This window comes from Thalassotalea sp. ND16A (genome assembly GCF_000764205.1).
In the GTDB taxonomy this organism is placed as follows: domain Bacteria; phylum Pseudomonadota; class Gammaproteobacteria; order Enterobacterales; family Alteromonadaceae; genus Thalassotalea_A.
The window spans coordinates 68,446-90,146 of record NZ_JQDZ01000007.1 but is presented as its reverse complement, the minus strand read 5'-3'; the positions used below and the strand labels follow the sequence as shown (position 1 = coordinate 90,146).

Annotated in this window: 23 protein-coding genes and 1 other RNA gene; 11 read left to right on the top strand and 13 right to left on the bottom strand. The window is 42.7% G+C overall.

What is annotated here, in order from left to right; translation table 11 throughout:
• Positions 1-313: hypothetical protein (locus tag ND16A_RS21595; RefSeq protein ID WP_235281924.1), on the bottom strand; the 313-nt coding region annotated here is incomplete at its 3' end.
• A 148-nt stretch (positions 314-461) separates the two neighbouring features.
• Here ND16A_RS21595 and rplM point away from each other — a divergent pair.
• From rplM to ND16A_RS17905, 7 genes are all read left to right on the top strand, one after another.
• Complete coding sequence (rplM, locus tag ND16A_RS21445) at positions 462-890, top strand: 50S ribosomal protein L13 (RefSeq protein WP_033075831.1); 429 nt, start codon at positions 462-464, stop codon at positions 888-890.
• A gap of 3 nt (positions 891-893) precedes the next feature.
• Positions 894-1,286: a 30S ribosomal protein S9 gene (gene rpsI, locus ND16A_RS21440; RefSeq protein WP_033075830.1), complete on the top strand. Its 393-nt coding sequence runs from the start codon at positions 894-896 to the stop codon at positions 1,284-1,286.
• A gap of 348 nt (positions 1,287-1,634) precedes the next feature.
• Positions 1,635-2,225: a ubiquinol-cytochrome c reductase iron-sulfur subunit gene (petA, locus tag ND16A_RS17885; RefSeq protein ID WP_033075829.1), complete on the top strand. Its 591-nt coding sequence runs from the start codon at positions 1,635-1,637 to the stop codon at positions 2,223-2,225.
• Positions 2,225-3,490, top strand: coding sequence for a cytochrome b (locus tag ND16A_RS17890; RefSeq protein WP_033075828.1), 1,266 nt, complete (start codon positions 2,225-2,227; stop codon positions 3,488-3,490). The genes petA and ND16A_RS17890 overlap by 1 nt, the downstream gene beginning before the upstream one ends.
• Positions 3,490-4,239 (top strand): cytochrome c1, encoded by a 750-nt coding sequence (locus ND16A_RS17895; RefSeq protein ID WP_033075827.1) that lies wholly within the window; start codon positions 3,490-3,492, stop codon positions 4,237-4,239. The genes ND16A_RS17890 and ND16A_RS17895 overlap by 1 nt, the downstream gene beginning before the upstream one ends.
• A 183-nt stretch (positions 4,240-4,422) precedes the next feature.
• Complete coding sequence (gene sspA, locus ND16A_RS17900; RefSeq protein WP_033075826.1) at positions 4,423-5,064, top strand: stringent starvation protein SspA; 642 nt, start codon at positions 4,423-4,425, stop codon at positions 5,062-5,064.
• Between the two features lie 21 nt (positions 5,065-5,085).
• Positions 5,086-5,481: a ClpXP protease specificity-enhancing factor gene (locus tag ND16A_RS17905; protein ID WP_033075846.1), complete on the top strand. Its 396-nt coding sequence runs from the start codon at positions 5,086-5,088 to the stop codon at positions 5,479-5,481.
• 115 nt (positions 5,482-5,596) lie between these two features.
• Here ND16A_RS17905 and ND16A_RS17910 read toward each other — a convergent pair whose 3' ends face one another.
• Genes ND16A_RS17910 through ND16A_RS17925 form a run of 4 tightly spaced genes read right to left on the bottom strand, consistent with a single transcriptional unit; the run spans position 5,597 to position 9,022 of the window.
• The gene (locus ND16A_RS17910) at positions 5,597-6,160 is read right to left on the bottom strand and encodes a BON domain-containing protein (protein ID WP_033075825.1); all 564 of its coding nucleotides are present in this window, start codon (positions 6,158-6,160) and stop codon (positions 5,597-5,599) included.
• 39 nt (positions 6,161-6,199) lie between these two features.
• Entirely contained in the window at positions 6,200-6,790 is a 591-nt protein-coding gene (locus ND16A_RS17915) for a phosphoheptose isomerase (protein ID WP_033075824.1), read from the bottom strand.
• Between the two features lie 2 nt (positions 6,791-6,792).
• Positions 6,793-7,173 carry a YraN family protein gene (locus ND16A_RS17920; RefSeq protein ID WP_052072778.1) on the bottom strand — a complete coding sequence of 127 codons (381 nt, stop codon included), beginning with the start codon at positions 7,171-7,173 and terminating at the stop codon, positions 6,793-6,795.
• Complete coding sequence (locus tag ND16A_RS17925) at positions 7,166-9,022, bottom strand: penicillin-binding protein activator (protein ID WP_033075822.1); 1,857 nt, start codon at positions 9,020-9,022, stop codon at positions 7,166-7,168. The genes ND16A_RS17920 and ND16A_RS17925 overlap by 8 nt, the downstream gene beginning before the upstream one ends.
• 151 nt (positions 9,023-9,173) lie before the next feature.
• Between ND16A_RS17925 and rsmI the strand changes: the two genes are divergently transcribed.
• Complete coding sequence (gene rsmI, locus ND16A_RS17930) at positions 9,174-10,022, top strand: 16S rRNA (cytidine(1402)-2'-O)-methyltransferase (protein WP_033075821.1); 849 nt, start codon at positions 9,174-9,176, stop codon at positions 10,020-10,022.
• 80 nt (positions 10,023-10,102) lie between these two features.
• Here rsmI and ND16A_RS17935 read toward each other — a convergent pair whose 3' ends face one another.
• On the bottom strand, positions 10,103-11,779 hold the full coding sequence (locus ND16A_RS17935) for an alkaline phosphatase (protein WP_033075820.1): 1,677 nt from the start codon (positions 11,777-11,779) through the stop codon (positions 10,103-10,105).
• 183 nt (positions 11,780-11,962) lie between these two features.
• On the opposite strand from ND16A_RS17935, the gene rnpB reads away from it, so the two are divergent.
• Positions 11,963-12,395, top strand: an RNA gene (gene rnpB / locus ND16A_RS20050) — RNase P RNA component class A.
• A gap of 394 nt (positions 12,396-12,789) precedes the next feature.
• Positions 12,790-13,299 (top strand): flavodoxin family protein, encoded by a 510-nt coding sequence (locus ND16A_RS17940; RefSeq protein WP_033075819.1) that lies wholly within the window; start codon positions 12,790-12,792, stop codon positions 13,297-13,299.
• 25 nt (positions 13,300-13,324) lie between these two features.
• Here ND16A_RS17940 and ND16A_RS17945 read toward each other — a convergent pair whose 3' ends face one another.
• Together ND16A_RS17945 and ND16A_RS17950 are read right to left on the bottom strand one after the other, a co-directional pair.
• Positions 13,325-14,308, bottom strand: a complete 984-nt coding sequence (locus ND16A_RS17945) for an alpha/beta fold hydrolase (RefSeq protein WP_081945411.1) — start codon at positions 14,306-14,308, stop codon at positions 13,325-13,327.
• 45 nt (positions 14,309-14,353) lie between these two features.
• Complete coding sequence (locus ND16A_RS17950) at positions 14,354-14,587, bottom strand: glutaredoxin family protein (RefSeq protein ID WP_033075818.1); 234 nt, start codon at positions 14,585-14,587, stop codon at positions 14,354-14,356.
• 148 nt (positions 14,588-14,735) lie between these two features.
• Between ND16A_RS17950 and ND16A_RS17955 the strand changes: the two genes are divergently transcribed.
• On the top strand, positions 14,736-15,638 hold the full coding sequence (locus ND16A_RS17955; RefSeq protein ID WP_033075817.1) for a LysR family transcriptional regulator: 903 nt from the start codon (positions 14,736-14,738) through the stop codon (positions 15,636-15,638).
• A gap of 83 nt (positions 15,639-15,721) precedes the next feature.
• Here ND16A_RS17955 and ND16A_RS17960 read toward each other — a convergent pair whose 3' ends face one another.
• The 5 genes from ND16A_RS17960 to ND16A_RS17980 are packed head-to-tail and all read right to left on the bottom strand — an operon-like array spanning position 15,722 to position 21,621.
• Positions 15,722-17,044, bottom strand: a complete 1,323-nt coding sequence (locus ND16A_RS17960; protein WP_033075816.1) for a sensor histidine kinase — start codon at positions 17,042-17,044, stop codon at positions 15,722-15,724.
• Complete coding sequence (locus ND16A_RS17965) at positions 17,038-18,330, bottom strand: sigma-54-dependent transcriptional regulator (RefSeq protein WP_033075815.1); 1,293 nt, start codon at positions 18,328-18,330, stop codon at positions 17,038-17,040. The genes ND16A_RS17960 and ND16A_RS17965 overlap by 7 nt, the downstream gene beginning before the upstream one ends.
• 34 nt (positions 18,331-18,364) lie before the next feature.
• Positions 18,365-19,579, bottom strand: a complete 1,215-nt coding sequence (locus ND16A_RS17970) for an ABC transporter permease (protein ID WP_033075814.1) — start codon at positions 19,577-19,579, stop codon at positions 18,365-18,367.
• A gap of 22 nt (positions 19,580-19,601) precedes the next feature.
• Positions 19,602-20,885, bottom strand: a complete 1,284-nt coding sequence (locus tag ND16A_RS17975) for an ABC transporter permease (RefSeq protein ID WP_033075813.1) — start codon at positions 20,883-20,885, stop codon at positions 19,602-19,604.
• Positions 20,878-21,621: an ABC transporter ATP-binding protein gene (locus ND16A_RS17980; protein WP_033075812.1), complete on the bottom strand. Its 744-nt coding sequence runs from the start codon at positions 21,619-21,621 to the stop codon at positions 20,878-20,880. Before ND16A_RS17980 ends, ND16A_RS17975 begins: the two co-directional genes overlap by 8 nt.
• Between the last annotated feature and the right edge of the window lie 80 nt (positions 21,622-21,701).

The window sequence follows — 21,701 nt, the reverse complement described above, 5'->3', positions numbered from 1 at the left end:
CTTTGCATTCTTGCGAAAAAGATATTGAGGATAGCGTACCAGATAATGGTGAATCACAAAAAATATGATCCAAACATAGCTTTTCCAGCTTAGAAATTTGACAAAAGCTAATAACAGGCATCCCGTTATGCTGTTGAACGGGACCTCCTAAATTCAAAACGTGCTTAGAAACAATGGCTCTTCGTTTCTCGTTTCCCGTTTCTAGAACTAAGAAAACAACGAAGTTGTGGTCTGCATGTTCTTTTTTAATGTTTTTACGAAAAAAAGTAAAAAACTCCCTATATTTTAAAAATATAGGTGATCTTTTATTCATTTATCTATATAATCGCGGCTCCCAACGTTACTACGCTTGAAAAAGCACCGGGCTCGATACTCGAAGGGGTAATAGCGCAGCCTATTTAAACCGGTAATTGGGTGACTAATTACTAATTTATGTAACTTTATTTAAAATGGGTTTTTTAATGAAAACTTTTACAGCTAAACCAGAAAGCGTACAACGCGAATGGTTCGTAGTGGACGCTGAAGGTAAAACTTTAGGCCGTATCTCTACTCAAATTGCCAGCATTTTGCGTGGCAAGCACAAGCCAGAATACACTCCAAGTGTTGATGTTGGCGATTATGTTGTTGTTATCAATGCCGACAAAGTCAAAGTAACTGGTAACAAAGCGAAAGGCAAAATTTACTACTCGCACACTGAATTCGTTGGTGGCCTTAAACAAATCAGCTTCGAGAAGCTAATTGATAAAGCTCCAGAACGTCCAATTGAGTTTGCCGTTAAAGGCATGTTACCAAAAGGCCCTCTAGGTCGTGACATGTTCCGTAAATTAAAAGTGTACGCTGGTGCTGAGCACAAGCATACTGCACAACAACCTAAAGTTTTGGAGTTATAGACAATGGCTGATAATCAATATTACGGTACTGGTCGTCGCAAGAGCTCTGTAGCTCGTGTGTTTATGAAAGCTGGTAACGGTGCAATCACAATTAACAATCGTGACATCGAAGTATACTTCGGTCGTCCAACAGCTCGTATGGTTGTTCGTCAACCACTTGAATTAGTTGAAATGGTTGAAAAGTTTGATCTTAACATCACGGTAGTTGGTGGTGGTATTTCTGGTCAAGCCGGTGCAATCCGTCACGGCATCACTCGTGCATTAATGCAGTTCGACGAAACTTTACGTTCAGGTTTACGTAAAGCTGGTTATGTAACTCGTGATGCTCGTAAAGTTGAACGTAAGAAAGTTGGTTTACACAAAGCGCGTAAACGTCCACAATTCTCAAAACGTTAATATTTACCTTCGGGTATCAACTTATCGAATACAAAAACCGACGCTTGCGTCGGTTTTTTTTTGCACATTCTCTCAACCAATTCTTCATAACTCACTTTATTTTCCATAACTTTGCGATAGCACAATAAAATGCCTGTATTACTCCAAAATAAGCGCAGTTAAGGTAAGGTTTTATCTTGTAAAAAAACGCCCAATTCTTTATCATAGACAAAATTTTTTTACTGCCTTTTGTCATCTTTAGTTTACGTTTGCTAATAAAATACAAGGTGCAGCCATAATAGCGACGTAAAGTGTTGTTATATAAAAACAAATTCTAAAAATGTGTCTATTAAATATTGGAGAAATGAAATGAGCAATGCGCCCGTGAACAACGGCCGTCGACGTTTCCTGACCGCTGCTACTTCGGTAGTTGGTGCTGCAGGCGTTGCAGGTGCTGCTGTGCCATTCATTGCTTCCTGGAATCCAAGTGCCAAGGCGAAAGCTGCCGGTGCTCCAGTTGAAGTAAATGTTAGCAAGATTGCTACTGGTCAGTTAATTCGTGCGGAATACCGTGGCAAACCAGTGTATATCGTACGTCGTAGCCAAGAAATCATTGATAGCTTATCAATTGTTGAAGATCAATTGCGTGACCCGCAATCTGCTGAAGCACAACAACCTGCGTATGCTAAAAATCAGCATCGCTCAATTAACCCAGAATTTCTAGTCGCTGAAGGTGTATGTACTCACTTAGGTTGTGCCCCAACGTATCACAAAGGCGATTTTTCTGAACAGGTTGAAGGCGTAGATTACGGTTTCTTTTGTCCATGTCACGGTTCAAAATTTGATATGGCTGGTCGCGTTTTTGCAGGTGTTCCAGCACCACTTAATTTGGTGGTTCCAGAGCATTCTTTCCCATCTGAAGGTACCTTAATTATTGGTATCGGCAAAGGAGATGCATAATGTTTGCTAATTTTATGGCTTGGATCGACAAGCGTTTACCGGTCACCGACTGCTGGAATAAGCATTTAGCCCAGTACCCGGCACCGAAAAACTTTAACTTCTGGTACTTCTTTGGCTCACTGGCCATGTTAGTACTAGTGAACCAAATCGTTACCGGCATTTGGTTAACAATGAACTATGTACCTTCAGGTGAAGGGGCATTTGCTTCTGTTGAATATATCATGCGTGATGTCGACTACGGTTGGTTATTACGTTATATGCATTCAACTGGTGCGTCGGCATTTTTCATCGTTGTTTATTTACACATGTACCGTGGCTTAATGTACGGCTCATACCAAAAACCACGTGAATTGTTGTGGATCTTCGGTATGTTGATCTACTTAGTGTTGATGGCTGAAGCATTCATGGGTTACTTATTGCCTTGGGGTAACATGAGTTACTGGGGCGCACAGGTAATTATTTCATTATTTGGTGCAATTCCGGTGATTGGTGATGACTTGACTACCTGGATCCGTGGTGACTATGTTATCTCTGGCGCTACGTTAAATCGTTTCTTCGCTTTACACGTTATCGCTTTACCTCTGGTATTGGTTATCCTGGTATTCTTGCACATTTTAGCGCTGCACGAAGTGGGATCAAACAACCCTGAAGGTACCGACATTAAGAAGAAGAAAGGTAGTGTGAGTGACAGTGAGAAAAGTAAATTTACTTTCCATAAAGCGTATACCGACAAATACGATATTGTCGATGCGATACCATTCCACCCGTACTATTCGGTAAAAGACATTATGGGTGTTGTTGGTTTCTTACTATTGTTCTGCTGGGTAATGTTCTTTGCTCCGGAAGGTGGTGGTTACTTCCTTGAGGCGCCGAACTTTACGCCTGCCAATGGTTTGAAGACTCCTGAGCACATAGTGCCAGTATGGTATTTTGGTCCGTTCTACACCATTTTACGTGTTATCCCAGATAAATTAATCGGCATGTTAGGCATGTTCGCAGCTATCGGTATGCTATTTGCCCTGCCATGGTTTGACAGAGGCACGGTTAAATCGTTCCGTTTCCGCAGCAAGGCTCACTTTGCTAACCTGGTTCAGTTCACGATTTGTTTTATCGTGTTAGGTGTATTAGGTACGATGCCAGCCTCTGACCTTGCAAACTTGATTGGTCGAATTGCCACACTTGGTTATTTTGGTTTCTTCGTAGCGCTTTGGTTCTACTCGAAAGATGAGAATACTAAGCCGGTTCCAGAAAGGGTGACTAAATAATGAAAAAAATAATAATTGCTCTATTAACGCTAGTACCTTCTTTGGCGCTAGCTGCAGGCGGCGGTGGTCCATTAGACCACGCCAACAATGACATTACTGACAAACAATCTTTACGCAATGGTGCTAGTACCTACGTCAATAATTGTTTAGGTTGTCATGAGTTACAATATCAACGTTATAACCGTACTTTTGCCGATTTAGATATCGATGAAGAAGAAGGCATTGCTACCTTGATGTTCACCGGTGAAAAAGTGGGTGATCACATGACCAATACCATGCCGAAAAAAGAAGCTGAATCCTGGTTTGGTTCTGCGCCACCAGATTTAACGCTAGTGACTCGTTTCAGAAGCAGCGACTGGTTATACACTTACCTTCGTTCTTTTTACAGTGATGGTGATCGTCCATTTGGCGTCAATAACATTGTCTTTAAAGATGTTGGTATGCCGCATGTTTTCCAACAGTTACAAGGTGTACAAGAGTTATCGGATGAAGCAAAAGCGATGTTGAAATTACCCGCTGATCAACAACGTCCGCTTGCCAATTCGGATCTTGTGCTGACTCAGCCAGGTGAATTAACACCAGCTGAATACGACGTTGTGGTTCGTGACTTAGTTAACTTTTTAGAATATACCGGTGAACCGAGTAAAGTTGAGCGTCACCGTTTAGGTTACTGGGTACTGGGTTTCTTAGTGATCCTATTTATCTTTAGTTACTTATTGAAGAAAGAATATTGGCGCGACGTGCACTAATATTTTTATCTTAAGATGATAAATTTGGGGCTATACTTTTGTCACTGGCTAAGTGATATTAGTAGATAGCCCCTTTGTCGTAACTGATAACAATTAAATTGTCTGTTATGACCTTGTTGCAATATTTGCACAACCTGGTTGTATTGCTTAATACAACTATTTGACAAACTCTTTGGAGGATATATGGCTGTAGCCGCCAACAAACGTTCGGTAATGACCCTGTTTTCACACGCTGATGATATGTATAGCCACCAGGCACGTATCGTATTAGCTGAAAAAGGCGTAGGCGTTGATATACATTTAGTGGAAATGGATAACTTACCTGAAGATTTAATCGACTTAAATCCATACGGAACCGTACCTACATTAATTGACCGTGAATTAGCGCTTTATGAAGCTAAAATCATTATGGAATACTTAGATGAGCGTTTTCCTCATCCACCATTAATGCCGGTATATCCTGTTGCTCGTGGCCGTAGCCGTTTGATGATGCATCGCATCGAAAGTGACTGGTATAGCCTTGCTTTAACGATTATTTCAGGCTCAGCCGAAGCTGCTGACAGCGCCCGTCAGGAATTGCGTGAGAGCTTGTTAAGCATAGCTCCAGTATTAAATGAAGCCCCGTATTTCATGAGTGAAGAGTTCAGCCTGGTAGATTGTTACCTTGCTCCGCTATTATGGCGTTTACCTGCATTTGGTATTGAATTATCGGGCCAAGGTAGCAAAGAGTTGAAAAACTATATGTTACGTTTGTTTGATAGAGAATCATTTCAGGCATCATTAACCGAAGCAGAACGTGAATTACGTTTTGGTCGTCCAGCATAATAGCCGTTTATGTCTGTAGAAATGACGTCAAACAAGCCCTATTTAATCAGGGCTTTTTACGATTGGATTTTAGATAACGAGCTAACGCCATATATTGCCGTTGATGCCAACTACCCTAATGTAATGGTGCCAGAGCAATATATTGAAGATGGCCAAATTATTTTAAATATTTCCCCTGCATCTTTGGGGGCTATTTCAATGGCTGGTGAGGTCATCGAGTTTTCGGCGCGCTTTGGTGGAAAAGTGGAACATCTTTATGTTCCTTTTGAAGCCGTAGGGGCTATATACGCCAGAGAAAATGGTGTAGGTTCATCTTTTTCCGTTGATTATCCCGAAGCCGATGCTGATGGCATTGAAGAAGTCGAAGCGGTTAAGCCGGAAAAGAAAGGCAAGCCGAGTTTATCAATCGTAAAGTAGAAGGTCGAAAAGTCATTAGCTAATGACTTTTCTGAGAACACAAAAAAGCCGGTCTGCGACCGGCTTTTTTATGCGAGAAACGAAGAGCAAAGCTTTAGTTTCTCGTTTCTCGTCCCTATATCGCCTGAAACGCCTTATAAACACGGGCAACGCCTGTGACATTGCGAACAATATTTACGGCGATATTCGCTTCATTGGCTTTCACTAAGCCCATCAGGAACACTTCAGAGTCTTCGGTAACCACTTTAATGGCAGTACCGTCAATTTTATCTGACGCTAATAATTCGGTTTTCACTTTGGTGGTTAACCAGGTGTCATTGGTGCGCGTTCCCATCGTCGTTAAACGGGCAATGCGAATTTGATTATGCAGTTTAGTTATGCCCTGAATTCCCGAAATCGTTGTTATCACTTTGTCTTTTAATTGTTTTGTTGGCGCCTGGCCAACCACCAAAACCGTGCCATTTAGGCTAACAATCTGGATTCTGGTTTGCTCATCAAGAGCCTTGTCGTCGGCAAGCAAACTATAGGCTTTAACTTCAATCGACTGGTCATCAACCTGTGATCCTAAAGTACGGCGATCATGATAAGATGCGGCACCGGCACCGGCACCCGCTAACAGGGCAACGGCACAACCCTGCAGTAAAGTTAAACTGATTAATGCGATGGCTATTTTTTTCATGGTGATACTTCTATTTTTAAATGGTTAAAATATTTATTGTTAGCTTTCCGCTTGCGGAAAAAGAGTGGTATCGATAATTTCACATAAGCAGTGAATGACCAACAGGTGTACTTCCTGGATACGAGCAGTACGCGTAGATGGTACGCGAATTTCAACATCGTTTTCACCAAGCAAACCTGCAATTTCACCACCATCGTTACCGGTTAAGGCGATAATTTTCATATCTCTGGCCACCGAGGCTTCAATCGCTTTGATCACATTTTTCGAATTACCACTGGTGGAAATCGCCAATAAGATATCACCGGCGTTACCCAGAGCACGCACTTGTTTAGAGAATACTTCTTCATAGGAGTAGTCATTGGCAATGGAGGTGATGGTTGAGCTATCGGTGGTAAGTGCTATCGCAGGTAAGCTTGGCCGTTCAGTTTCATAACGATTTAACAATTCCGAAGAAAAGTGTTGGGCATCGCCAGCAGAGCCACCATTACCACAGGTTAAAATTTTATGGCCACCCAGTAAGCATTCCACCAAAACCATGCCGCCTTTTTCGATGGCAACCGGAAGTTCTTCACTGGCGGCAATTTTGGTTTCAATACTTTCGCGAAAATTGTGTTTTACACGTTCTAACATTTTTAAACTCCATTAAAGGCATTCTTGAGCCAGGTAATTTCAGTAGACGCTGCCGGGCCTTTTATCGATACTACATCAAATCTGCAAAAGGTATTATATTCGTTCATCCCTTGTTTTTGCAGAAAAACTTGCGCTGTTTTGCATATTTTTCGTTGTTTGGTCTTTGATACCATTTCCAGCGGGTCACCAAAGTGTGCTGATTTACGATATTTCACTTCGATAAAAACCAGCGTGTTCCGATCTTGCATAATTAAATCAATTTCACCAAACCTACATTGAAAATTTTTTTCGATCAGCTCGAGCTGTTGTTCCAATAAATAGTTTAGCGCAGCCTGCTCATAGAAGCTGCCTTGTTGTTTGCTATTGTTTAATGACTCAGTCAAGGTTGACACTTTGCACTCTCGATGAGCGGTATTTACCCCAGGAAAAACTGCGGCTGATAATACGGTTAGCGTTCATTTGTAATGTCCCTGTTTCACCCTTATGGCGTAACATAGGAATTAACTGCATATCATCTACCTTATCAACTAACTGCATACTGTCGATACCCATGGCATAAATACGCTCCAGTTGACTGCTGCGACCTGGCCACAGTTGTTTGGCTTCAACCGCCAAATTTTGATTCACTTGTTGGGCATTGAGTAACCAGGGGATCTCAGTGAATGTTAAGCCATTTAAGTCGCGACGGGTATTACTATTTGAGTCTATGTTATGGCTACGAGAGCTGGCATACATAGGTATTGCATTGGCAAAGGGGCTAATGTTGACATCGATATAAGGTTTTAACAACCTTGCTTGATCGGGTGTAGCAAACATATATATCATATCGATATCACGGCGATTTCGAGCTTCTGCTTTCAGGTTTTCTTTAATGCGATTGCGCATTAAATAAATACGTTCGTCAGAGAGATGAACATCCAGACCTTTTTTTACCACGGTTTGCATTTGCTTACCGCTGGGGTAATAGATGATGCTCGGTTTAATCTCGGTTTGTAATTGCCATTGCTCCGCGAAGCTTGTCGCCATACGTTTGCCAATCGCGGTATTTTGACTGAGAATGATGGCACTGTTAAAGCCTTTTTGACTTAATGAAAACGCGGCTTGTTTAGCCTCGTCTTCTGGCAGCATGGATAACGCAAATTGTTGTTCGGTTAAATTCCCATGTTCTGGCAAATTCAATAATAGCGTGGTCCAGTTGTGCTCTTTTGGCATTAATGCAACTTTATTGTTCTCAGCTGGTGCTGTAGCAACTGTTAGAGCACTGCCATCGGCGAGCAAATAATCATCCACATGCTGCTTTAGTAAAGGGCCAATGACAAAATCAGGTTGCTGCAGGTGTAGTTGGGCAACGATGTCGGCCATAGGTTTTGCATTGGTATCATAAAAACGAATATTGCGCGACTTTCCTGTATTTGCGTTTTGTAACTGATATGCGGCGAGTATGCCTGCTTGAATGGCTTTTCCTAACGGCTCTTCTCGCCCCGACAAAGGCAAAAGCACACTAATGTTTTCAATTGCTCTGCTGTCGTTAAACTCTATGCCTTTGCTGTTTAAACCGCTTACTAATACTGTTGCCGGGTGAGCAGGAAAGCTGCGCTGCCATCTGCTTAAGTTGCTAGTTAAGTCTTTCGGCTCATGGCCATATGTCGCCACGATTTTAGCAAAGGCTAGCCAGCCGGATAAATGCGTGGCAGTAGATTTCTCTAATGCCTTAAATTGCCAGGGCGTTAATTGTGCAAATAATGAATTCAGGTAGTAAACTTGCTCAGTATCGGTAAAAGGGAATTGCTGATAATAGTTTAGGTAGCTAATAATGCCTTTTACCAATAAGCCCTGTTGGACTTTAATGTTGGCTAATAAGAATAAATGGCGCTTAGACGGGGTACTGGTCTCAATTGCTAGTAATTGTTTTGCCGCCAATTCAACTTCGCCAGATTCAAACAACACTTGAACGATATTTAATTGGTTATAATTGTTTTGACCTAAGGTTAAAGGCAGTTTTCGCAATTGCGCACTTATATGCAGGGCCTTTGCCAATTGTTGTTCTTTTATGTATTGCGTCGCGGCTTGTAAAAGAAAAACGATTGCTTGCTGGTTTTCTTCATTTTTGGCCTTGGCAACTAATCTATCACCGCTTAATTGTGTTGGTGCAATGACTTCAATCTGTTCGGTTGGCGCTGCGGGCGGTGCTATTTTTTTGTCACTTGTTGGTGTGCTACAACCAAAAAGCAAGGTTACTAAGCAAAAACAAAGAAATAAGGGAAATTTGCAAACTGAATGGATAATTTTTGTCACCGGCAATTGGTCCGTAAATATAATTAGTATTATAATAAATGCCTGCTCGCTGTTGAGCAATAGCTGTCTTTAGTTGGTATAAAAATTTATGAGTCAAATTACTGTGAACCCAAGCACTTTTTATGTGGTTGCAACGCCAATAGGCAATTTATTAGATCTTAGCCAACGGGCGATAGAAGTGTTAAGCCAGGTAGACTTAATCGCTTGTGAAGATACCCGCCACACCGGCCGATTGCTATCGGCCTATAATATCAAGAATAAAACTCTATCTTTGCACGATCATAATGAACGGCAGAGGCAAGAATATGTGGCCGAATTATTACAGCAAGGCAAGAGTATTGCTTTGGTGTCCGATGCCGGTACGCCACTTATTTCTGATCCCGGTTTTCATGTGGTGCGCTATCTTAGAGAGCAAAACCTTACAGTAGTTCCCGTCCCGGGCGCTTGTGCTGCCATTGCGGCGTTGTCTGTTGCCGGTTTACCCACCGACCGCTTTACTTTTGAAGGGTTTTTACCATCAAAATCGGGCGCTCGCCAAAGCAAACTGAATGAACTTGCCTCTGAGCCAAGAACTATGGTCTTTTACGACGCTCCACGGCGTGCCATCGATACGGTACAAGACATTAATGATGTGCTCGGCGGTGAGCGACAAATCGTTATCGCCAGAGAGCTAACCAAAACCTTTGAAACCATACATGCTGACACGGCCGCCAATATTTTAACCTGGTTAAATGAAGATCCTAATCAGTTGAAAGGTGAGATGGTGTTAATCATTGAAGGCGCGCATATCGACCCCAACGACATACCCGAGGTAGCAATCAAAACCTTGAAATTATTACTTGGTGAAATGAAACCGAAGAAAGCTTGTGCCATCGCCGCAGAAATTCACGGCGTAAAGAAAAATGCTCTCTATCAATTGGCACTGGCGATGAAATAAACAGACTCTTTGTCATCACTATATAGAGTCTGCTTATTAACCCAAAAAGCGCCACCCGCGCAATCGCGGGCGTGAGTCTATCAATTCGCTAGCATGGCGTTGATCATTTTATTGCCTATATCTACATGGTGCTGCATGGTCGCAAACTGCTTACTGACAGCTTCCGGACCGAACACATACACGGGTACCGGTGCTGCAGTATGCGTTCCTGTTCCCCATACCGTATTTTGACCCGCAGATAAAGCGCGGCCAATCAAATTGCCGTGAAGTTCATCACCGTAGACATAAAACTCTTTAAAGTCATTTATTTTCGGAAATTCATAGCTATCAAGGTATTTATGATCTGCAACCTGGTACTCATTTACTTCGCGTTCACTGATCGGCTGTGCTTGCTCGGCGGTGATTTTGAACTGACTGAACTCATTAACCGCTGCTGACCATTGTTCTCCGGTGGTATCGGTAAAGTCCCAATCGGCATTGACCCTGTTCATCATGTCGTAAAAAGTACCTGTTTGCCCATAGAGTTTATCGAGTGTGTTTAAACTACCAAAGTTGAAGTTAGGCTTATAATCATAACCTTGCATACCATCACCGGTTAAGTATTTAGCTTCAGGCAAATCTTTTCGAGAATAACTGAAACCAAAACTTCCGGTTTCGTGATCGGCAGTGACCACGACTAAGGTATCGCTCCTATCCTTCACCCATTCATAGACGGCATCAACGGCTTCATCAAACTTTAATAACTCATGCAGCATCCAGCCGGCATCATTGACATGACCTGCCCAGTCAATTTGCCCGCCTTCAATCATTAAGAAAAAGCCATCAGGATCGGTTGATAACAGCTCCAGGGCCTTTAACGTCATATCCTTCAGTGATGGCTGGCTGCAGCTATTGTCAGCTTTACACTCTGTGTAAGCAATGCCATCAAGCATGCCAGAATTGGCAAATAAACCGAGTAACTTATCACCTTGTGCCTGCTCAAGCTGGTTGTTATCAAAAGCCAACTGATAGCCATAGCTGTCTTTTGCTTCTACCAGCAAGTTGCGATTATCGCGACGTTTCGATTTTTTGTAAATGCTATCCGGAGCCCCTAATGCCGCCATAACAGACCGCTCATGCGTATCGGTTTTAATGCTTTGCGGTAAGAATACTCGAGCACCACCGGATAACATAACATCGACATTGCCTGATTCAATCAGTTCTTCTGCAATGGTCGCTTCAAAAGAGCGGTGAGGTTGATGACTGGCAAATGCTGCAGGTGTGGCATGGGTAATACGGGTATCAGAAACCAATCCTGTGGCTTTACCTTGAGCTTTGGCTTTTTCTAAAATGGTTTCCACTATATTGCCATCGCTGTCCAAACCGATCATTTCTGAGCCTGCGGCAAAGCCAGTCGCTAATTGAGTTGCTGAACACGCTGAATCAACCACTAAGCTGCCACTAGAGCCATACGGTGCATTGAGAGAAAGTCCGATTTGTCCGGCATCGGCAAATTTTGATAAAGCGGTTTTGTTATTCTTATTATTGTAGGTGGAGTCAGGTGCTCTGCGAGCATACTCTTCAAGTAAGCCAACCTGTTGTGCTCCCATCCCGTCGCCTATCATTAGAATGACGTTTTTAATTGGTGTTGCATCTTCTGTAACCATCGCATTTTGTGCTAAATCGACTCCTGCGACTTGGCTGTCATTACTATCGCCGCCACAAGCACTCAGCATTAATGACGATAACGCCATTGCTAACATTGTTTTATTGTTCATTTACAATCCTTACTCGGTATATTAACTATTAAAATTGACTTGCAAAGAGTAGGTGCCTTGAGTTACAAATTTGTGTCAAAAATATAAAGTTAATGTGATTGGTTGATGACAGCAAGATGACAAGTATTGCTTATTTGTCTTAATCTTATTTACTCGCGGCTACTGAGTCGGTAGAATGCGCAGCGAGTTGGCCAGACAATCGCTGCTTAATCGTTGTATCTGCTGTGTAAGCGGCAGATAGACAGATTGAGGGGAGGAAAGTCCGGGCTCCATTGAGCAGGGTGCCAGGTAACACCTGGGGGGCGCAAGCCCACGACAAGTGCAGCAGAGAGAAGACCGCCGATGGCTATTCTTATTTATAAGAGCAGCACAGGTAAGGCTGAAAGGGTGCGGTAAGAGCGCACCGGGCGGCTGGTAACAGTTCGCAGCAGGGTAAACTCCACCCGGAGCAAGACCAAATAGGGTTTCATTACTTTAAATAGTTTACGCGTGGCTCGCGCGGAAACCGGGTAGGTTGCTTGAGCATGTGAGCGATTGCATGCCTAGACGAATGATTGTCGCTTTTAGTATTTATATTAGAAGTAACAGAACCCGGCTTACACGGCCAACTCACTAATTTTATAAAGCCCAGTTAATGAAAATTGACTGGGCTTTTTCTTTGTAAGTAGGCTCATAATTGGCAGCAGGGTGTTAATACCACTTGGCACCCGGAGCAAGGCCAATTAGAGGGGTGACCGGCGTGGCTCGCGTTGGAACCGGCTAATACCAACTTCCACAACTGGTTAAAGATCAGCCATTACAGTTTGGATTATTTCGCCAACAATTAATCAGCCCCTTAGTTTCATAAAAGTAAAACGTCGATATCGCTACGCCACTGCCTTTAGCGACCTGACTTACACTCAATTCTTTAGAATTTTTTGATTTAATCATAACGACCACTTGACCTCAGCTTAACTTGAGGTATTAACGTGGCGATTAATTAGCAATTAATCAATCTAGGAATAAACAATATGAATAACACCGTTGCCATTTTTTCAAGCGCCAGAGCGAATGGAAATACTGAAAAATTATTAAACAGCTTTGCCCTTAACACCGACATCGATATCATTGATTTGTCCGACTACAGCTTTAGTGAATATGACTATGAGTATAAAAACCAGGATGATGATTTCATGCCGTTGATCGAAAAAATGCTATCATATGAAAAGATCATTTTCGCATCACCGGTATATTGGTATGCAGTTACACCCACGATGAAAAAGTTTCTCGACCGTATATCTGACTTATTAGAACTGCCTCATCTATTGGACTCAGGTCGACGTCTCAGGGGCAAAACAGCTTATGTAGTATGCAGTTCAGCAAGTAAAAAAGTGCCCAACTCTTTTATCTGTGCTTTTAAAGATACCTTTGAGTATCTGGGCATGTTTTATGGCGGATTTTTACATGCCAACTGTGCTGAGGGCTATCAGGTAGAAAACTATATCGATGATCTCAATGGCTTTAGGGTATTATTCAAATAATGCTGTAATCTAGGGTTCTTGCTAGTTATTTATTGTTGCCCATAAACTTGAGGATATGCTTTGCAATCACATCGCCGTCTTCTTCTAAGGCAAAGTGACCCGTATCAAGAATGTGAAAATCTAAATTTTTCAAGTCACGTTTGTATGGGTGGGCGCCTTCTTCCGGGAAGATATAGTCGCCTTTCCCCCACACTAATAGCGTTGGTGGCTGGTGCTCTCGAAAGTACGCTTGCCATTCTGGGTAAAGTGCCGGGTTGGTGCCGTACGAGTAAAACAATTCTAATTGGATCTCTTTATTACCGGGACGATCTAACTTTGCTTGATCAACAATCCAGTTATCCGGGCTGATCGTTGCTTTATTACGGGTACCATTCGTATATTGCCACTCAGTCGCAGCTATGGTTAACAACGCATCTTTTAATGCCTTAGCATTTTCAGCGCTTTTGTCTTGCCAGTAGGCTTTAATTGGCTGCCAAAAGTCACGTAATCCTTCATCATAGGCATTACCATTTTGAATGATCAAGCCTTCTACTCTTTCCGGGTGAGCCGCGGCAATTCTAAACCCTATCGGTGCGCCGTAATCCATCACATACATGGTGTACTGCTCTGCGCCGACCTGCGCCAGAAAAGCATCGGTAATGCTCGCTAAATTATCAAAGCTGTATTCAAATTCATTCAATGCTGGCATCGAGCTGTTACCAAAACCTGGGTAATCTGGCGCAATGACATGATATTGCTCAGCTAACTTAGGTATTAGCTCTCGGTACATGTGTGATGATGTTGGAAAACCATGCAGTAATACAATGGTACGTTCGTGTTCTACTCCGGCTTCACGATAAAAAATATCCTGCTGTTGTACCTTAATGCTTTTGTGAAATGTTTGTCCGGCTTGTGCTGTGTTGATACCGCCAAAACCGAACATTAATACGCCAGCCGCCGCGATTAAATAGCTTTTTATTGTGCCGTTACTTTGGCCGTTACTTGTTGTTGCCTTTAAAAGTGTTTTCATCTTAATTGTCCTATTCAGTGTAAAGTTAAATTTTGCTTGGGTTTGTTAATAAACCCTGTTGCTCTTTTGCCAGTAGTTCGGTAAACCACCAATTGACTGACCATCGATAAATATTTGCGGATACGTTCTGCCTGAAGTTCTTGCGTGTAATTGCTTAATATTCTCAGGGTGTTGATAAACATCATGTTCGACAAAGTCCAAATCATTATTGGTTAATAACCGCTTTGCATGGGTGCAGTAACCACAACCCGGTCTGGTATATATCTCTATGTTCGACATTGCTCTGCCTCTCCCTCGTGATTGCCTTTGTTAAAGGCTGTTGCAGTTTCGATGGAGTTATTATCCATATCAATGCTGCATTGATAAATAGGGTTGATATTGAATGATTGTCAACATAGTATTGATAATTGGTTAAGTGGAGGTGTTAATGGATAGCTTAGACGGGTTAAAAACAGTGATTGCAGTCGTGGAAACGAATTCATTTACGGCAGCGAGTGACAGGCTTGGTATATCAAAAGCCTTAGTCAGTAAATACGTGGGTGAAGTAGAGAGCAAGTTAGGGATACGGTTATTCAACCGTACTACCAGACAGCTTGCCTTAACCGATGCTGGTCGACGTTATTACGAAGAGTCGGTGGCGTTACTCGAACAATTTAGCGCTATGGTCGATAATGTCACCGGCGAGCAAACGAACCCAAGAGGCTTATTAAGAGTAAGCGCCCCGGTTACTTTTGGTGAGATGCAACTTGCACCGCTATTGCCAAAATTTTTGGCGCTATATCCAGAGCTAAAAATAGAGTTAATTCTCACTAATGGTGCAATCGATATGCTGGAAGAGGGCATCGATGTTCGGCTGCGAATTGGCGGTGTGGATGATTCCAACATGATAGCCCGGCATCTGAAAACCTTCCCGTTGATATTATCGGCATCACCGGATTATATTAAACAGTATGGTTTAGCGAAAACCCCCGAGCAAGTGGCAACGCATCGCTGCATTATCGATAGCAATTTTCGAGTTGGTAAGCAATGGCCAATCATTTCACCACACGGCACTAGCGATACCATCAATGTGAGCTCTGCCATTGCCGCGAACAGTCCGCAAGCGGTTCGGGAAATTGCCATTGCCGGTGGAGGGATTGCAATGACCCCGGCATTCATCGTGGAAGACGCCATAAGTGAGGGTCGGTTAGTGCCGATACTGCCGGACTATACGACCTTAGAGTTTGGTCTTTTTGCCATTTACCCGCATCGAACATACGTTGCCAAAAAGGTGAGGTGCTTTATTGATTTTGCCCTGCAGCAGTTCTCAAAAAATGGCGCAAACAGTTAGGTCATAGCAAGTTGATTAACTTGCTATCAGTACCATCACACTTTCTATTTCACATTCAATTACACTTTCAATGACATATTCAATTACACTAACGGCAAGTGTAATGTTACTTGTAGGCCACCGTCAGGGTGGTTACTTAAGTTAATTTGTCCATGGTGCGCATCAATAACTTCCCGGCAAATACTTAAGCCGATGCCACTGCCTTCCGGTTTGGTGGAATAATAGGGTAAAAATGCTTTTTCCATCACTTCTGGTTTCATCCCCGGGCCAAAATCACGAATGATCATATCAAGATGATCATTAACTATCGTCAAACTCACTCGACTCGGTTGTTCAGCAGAGACTTCTTTGGCATTTTTAAGCAGGTTGATCAGTAGCTGCTCAATTTGACTTTCATCGGCATTGAGCATGAAAGTTGGCTGAGGTGCAGTTAATTCAAATTGATATAGGGTTTGCAATTGCTCAATCGTATTTTTGATGTTGAATGACTGTTTTTGCGGAGTGGAGAGTCGAGCTAACTGACTATAGTTTTGGATAAATTCCGAGAGTTTGTTGACTCGTGAGGAAATCGTTTTAAAAACACGATGCAGTTGTGGTTCATCGATTCTCTCCGCTAAAATCTGGCCACTGTGGCACATCGAACTGATTGGCGCGATAGAGTTATTGAGCTCATGATTAATGACTCGGATGACTTTTTTCCAGGTTTGTAATTCTTGCTTATGCAGCTCTTTGGTGATCGGTTTAAATAACGTTAGTTGGTGGTTACTACCATGCAATTTCAATTGATGTCGTGATAAGTGCCAGCTTTGTTCTGTTTTTGCGATTGTTTCATTTGCACAGGTGTTTGCTTGCTTGCCATTATCTGTCATTGTAAGTTGAATAATGGCATCGTTCTTATCATTATGTTGAACTAACTCTGGTGCTTGTTTACTCAGTAATGATGACCAGGATTGACCCAGTAATGAGCTATTGTTAAAAAAATGTTGGGCAGCACGATTGGCAAATATCACGGTGTTGCGGTGATTCACTAAAACGGTAACCACATTAGAAGCATTCACCACCTTATTTAACAACAGTTCACGTTGATACAAGGATTGCTTCTCTGCCCGTAATTTATCAGCAACTTGATTGAACAGGGTGATCAGTTGATGTTGTTGAATATTTTGTCGTTGCTGCGAGCTTTCGGTTAAACTGACGGCAAAGTCACCGTCCTGGAGGTTTCGTAAGCCATCCAACAGCGCTTGTAAAATTTTATCCTGCTGATGTTGTTGCCGTTTTAATAGCAGCGCGGCAAGGGTAATGAGTAAGCTGGTATTGCAGGAAAATAACCAGGGTGAATCTGGCAACAACAGCAGAAATCCGGCAATAAATAGCAGATTTAAGAACATCAGTTTTGCGATTAACATAAGCTGTCGATATCAATGTTGTACTTATCGATACGGCGATAAAGTGCTTGTCGACTCAAGCCAAGTGCTGTTGCCGCATGTTTTATCACCCCCGCATGTTTAATTAGCATATCTTCGATTTGCTGCTTTTCATTTTTTATTTGGCCACTTTGTTGCAAACTTTGAAAGTCATCTCGAGTAATGCACTGATCGGTAGCAAATATCATCGCCCGTTTACAGGCGTTTTCCAATTCACGAACATTGCCCGGCCAGGCACAGGATAATAAAAATTGCTGAGCATCTTCAGTTAAGGAATACTCACTGGTGATAAAATGTCTGGCGAGCGGAATAATGTCAGCTTTACGTGCGTTTAACGGCGGCAAATGTAACTCTATGACGTTAAGCCGGTAGAACAAGTCTTCTCTGAATGTACCCTGCTTAATTGCGTCATTGAGATTGCTGTTGGTAGCACTTAACACCCGTACATCTACTTTGATGGTTTGGTTCGAGCCTAACCGCTCAAATTCACCGGTTTGTAATACCCTGAGCAGTTTCATCTGACCGGTAAGGGGTAAATTGCCTATCTCGTCCAAAAACAACGTGCCGCCGTTTGCGGCTTCAAAGCGTCCTGCTCTTGCTTGATTTGCCCCGGTAAACGCGCCTTTTTCCGCGCCAAATAATTCCGCTTCCATCAACTCTTGCGGTAATGCGCCCATATTCACTTTGATGAACGCCGCTGCACTACGTGTTGATTGTTGATGAAGATGATCGGCAAGCTTTTCTTTACCCGAGCCATTGGCGCCGCTGATCAATACATTAACATCGGCCCTGGCAACTTTGTTGGCGTCCGCTATTAACGCATGCATTTCTGCACTTTGATAAATTAACGGCGCCCCTGCCGGCAATGATACTGTTTGCCGCTGCAAGCTCTGTTCATTGCTGGTAAATTGTTTTACCAACTCAAGCAGTTTGTTATCGTCCCAGGGTTTTTGTAAGTAATCGGTAGCGCCGGCTTTGACCAGTTCAATGGCCGTTTCCAGTTGCGTCCATGCGGTGATCAAAATGATCGGTAAATCAGGTTTTAGCGCCCGCAATTCGGTGAATAATGATTTACCTTCATCACCCGAGGTAATGCCTTGAGCAAAGTTCATGTCTTGTATCACCAAATCGATAGCGTGATGGGCAACTGCCAGTACCGCTTGCTTTTTATTGCTGGCGCTACGCACTTGATAGCCATGCAAACTCAGCAACAAATCAAGAGCCTCAATAATATCCGAGTTGTCATCAACCACTAAAACCTGAGCCATATTTTTCCTTGTTCCACTGTCATAACAAGTGGGTTTAAACTGTTTTGGTGGCGATCACCGGTGCAATTTTACTGGTGTTATTGGCCGGGATCCAAGTAGCAATCGTCCCCGAAATAAAAATAATAGCCACGGTAAGCAAAAATAGCATGATATCAGGTTTACTCAAAACGATGTGTTGACTTAACAAGATGTTAAAGCCGAAGGCAACCACTATGCCTAGCATACAACCAATGGCTGACACTAACCAATTTTCCGTCAGTACATAAAGCAGAATATCTTTTTTACGGGCACCGAGCGCACGACGAATACCGATAAACTTTTTTTGTCGGGAAATATGAAATTGGGAGTAGGCATAGCTGCTAATCGCGGTAACGAAAAGCATCAACGCACACAACAACATAAATAAATCTGCCAACCCCTGATCGTCACGATAAAAACTTTTTAAGTGCTCGGCCATAGTGAAAACATCGAAAATATCACGTTCGGCCTGCACCGCTAAAATAGTATCACTGACCTGACTGCGCACGCTGGCCATTTGTCCGGGTTCAACATTTAATACGTAAAAACGACCAACAAAAATATATTCCATCATGGTATTAACAAATAAACCGTACTGCTTGTCTTGCGGAATTGTAGGATCAAGTAAAACATCGTTAATGACCCCGACAATTCGGCCATTATTGGTTTCTTTGCCGATGGCCGAATTATCCCCATAAAGCGCACGTTTTAGTGATTCGGTGATGACAATATTACGTTTTTCTTCACTGCCAAAATCAAGCTGGTCACTGTCATTGAGAAATCGACCTTCCATTAATGAAAAGCCAAAGGCATCCGCCATCCCCTTCTCGGCTAAAGTGTATTTTACGTTTTGTAAATATTTGTCAGTCTTTACTTGTTCTGGATTATCCAGATCATAGATAGTACTTAACATTCCTCGCGATCGAATCGGCAGTTGATTGGTCACCGAAACACTGTTAACTCCAGGTAATTGCGCGAGTTTTACCATATCTTCGGTGGCGATGGCGCGATGATAATCTAAATCACGATAACTGCCCGACGTAGGATGGGTGGCAACAATTAAAATATTGTCTTGCTCAAGTCCGGTTGAAATAGACGTTTTTTCTCTGGTATCTAATGCCAAAATGGCACTGTTGACCAATAAGCCTAAGGTGATCGCCAGCTGTAATACTAGCAATCCAGTGGTAAATTTACGTAATAATAATGACTTCAATAATGCTTTTAAATTCATCAGTTTTTCCTTAGCTCATCGGTTATTTAAGTTCAGCAGAAATGGTGTAGCGATTGGCCCGATATAAGGGGTATAAGGCACTCGATATTGCCGTACACAATGCTAATACCATGCCCAACAGCAGGAGTTTTGGCTCAAGCACGGCGAGATTTGCTAAATCGGGTAAAAACTCGGTCGAGAGTTTTAAAAACAACCAGCTTAATAACAGTGAGAACACGCCGGCAATAAGCCCCAACAATGCACTTTCGGTGAGTCCTTGCAGCAATAAATGTTTATTACTGGCACCAATGGCGCGGCGCAAACCGACTTCAAACTTGGCCGAATGAAAACGTGACAACAACAAACTGCTGGCATTGAACACACAAACACATAAAAACAAGACCGAGGCTAAGGTGAACGCTAGGACTTTTTGATCAACAATTTTTAGTTGTGCTAACCAGGCATTGACATCACGAAGTTCATTTCTTATCGCATGCGGATGTTCACCTGCATCTTGCAACGTTTGACTGTAGCCATCCAAATAGCTTTGAAATGCCTGTTGCTCAGCGCTATTTTCTAATTGCACCCATGCCTGTAAATAAAATACATTGCGATCTCGGGAGAACTCTATCCCTTTATAGCTTACTGTTGATGACGTTCTGGCATGATTAGACCAGCCTAAATCAATGGCAGTTTCCAGTGGCACGTATATATCGTCGGTTAAATTAAATGCTCGTCCTTCGGTGGCATGATAAAATAACGGTCTGAGAAACCAGGGCTTTAACACCCCGACAATGGTTAACAATTCACCATCAAGCTCTAAGGTCTTGCCGACACTATTGCTGCCGGCAAATATTTTTTTATTGAGTTCATCGCCAATCACCACTTCCATGCCAGAGCTTTTGGCAAAGGCGCTACCATGAGCAAATGGCGCTTTGGTTAAGGCAAAAAATCCTGGGGTGGTGGCTCTGACATTTGAATCAAAGCGCTTTAAACTGGTTGCTTGGGCATCTCTGGCATAAACTCCTGATGCATAAAAAATGGCGCTGTGTTTCGCAATATTCGAATTCGATATCTGCATCGCGTCACGATAGCGCAATAAATGAAACGGTTCAGCTGGCGGTTGCTCACCGGGCCAGGTGTTCATACTGACATGAAATAAGGTATCACTCTTTTCAGCAATAGGATCGCCTGCCATCGAACTGACCAGGGCCAAATTTGCGCACAATAAGCCGACGCCAATCGACAAGGTTAACAGCACTAAAAAGTATAATGAGGGAGCCCGTTTAAAACTTTGTAGTGCTAATTTTAAATTGTAACTAAGCATCCACAACCTCCATCTGCTTTGCTGGTGTTAGCGTTTGCTCTGCATCTTGCTGTTGCAGCGGCGCATAAATACGAAAATCTGATATTTCACCATCAATAATTTGTACGTTTCGACTCACTTCTTTCGCCTGATCTGGATCATGGGTGACCATGATAATTGTCGTGCCTTCTTTATTCAGGTTATGCAACAACTCCATCACTTGCCGTGCCATTAACGAGTCCAGGTTACCCGTGGGCTCATCCGCCAATAATATTTTCGGCTCACCCGCTAACGCTCGTGCTATCGCAACACGTTGTTGCTGGCCTCCGGATAACTGGCTTGGCAAATAGCTAGCCCGTGATGCTAAGCCTACTTTTTCCAACGCTTGTTCGACCCGGCGTTTACGTTCTGCATTATTAAAGCCACGGTATCTCAGTGGCATATCGACATTATCGAAAATACTGTAATCGGGGATTAAGTTATAGTTTTGAAAAATAAAGCCAATTTTTTCGTTTCTCAGTTTTGATAATTCATCGTCTTTTAAGCCATGGACACTGACACCATCCAGGGTATATTCGCCTTGATCAAAGTTATCTAACAAACCCGCCACATTTAAAAATGTCGACTTACCCGAGCCAGAAGGTCCGGTAACGGCAACAAACTCCCCCGATTTCACTGCCAATGAAAAGTCACGCAATGCGTGGGTTTGAATGGTGTCATTACGATAAATTCGTGACACATTGTTCATGATAAGCATATTTATTTCCTTGTTAACTGTTGAGTTCTTGCTCTTTAATTCAGTTGTTAAATTTGGTTGTTTAATTTTGTTTTAGCCAT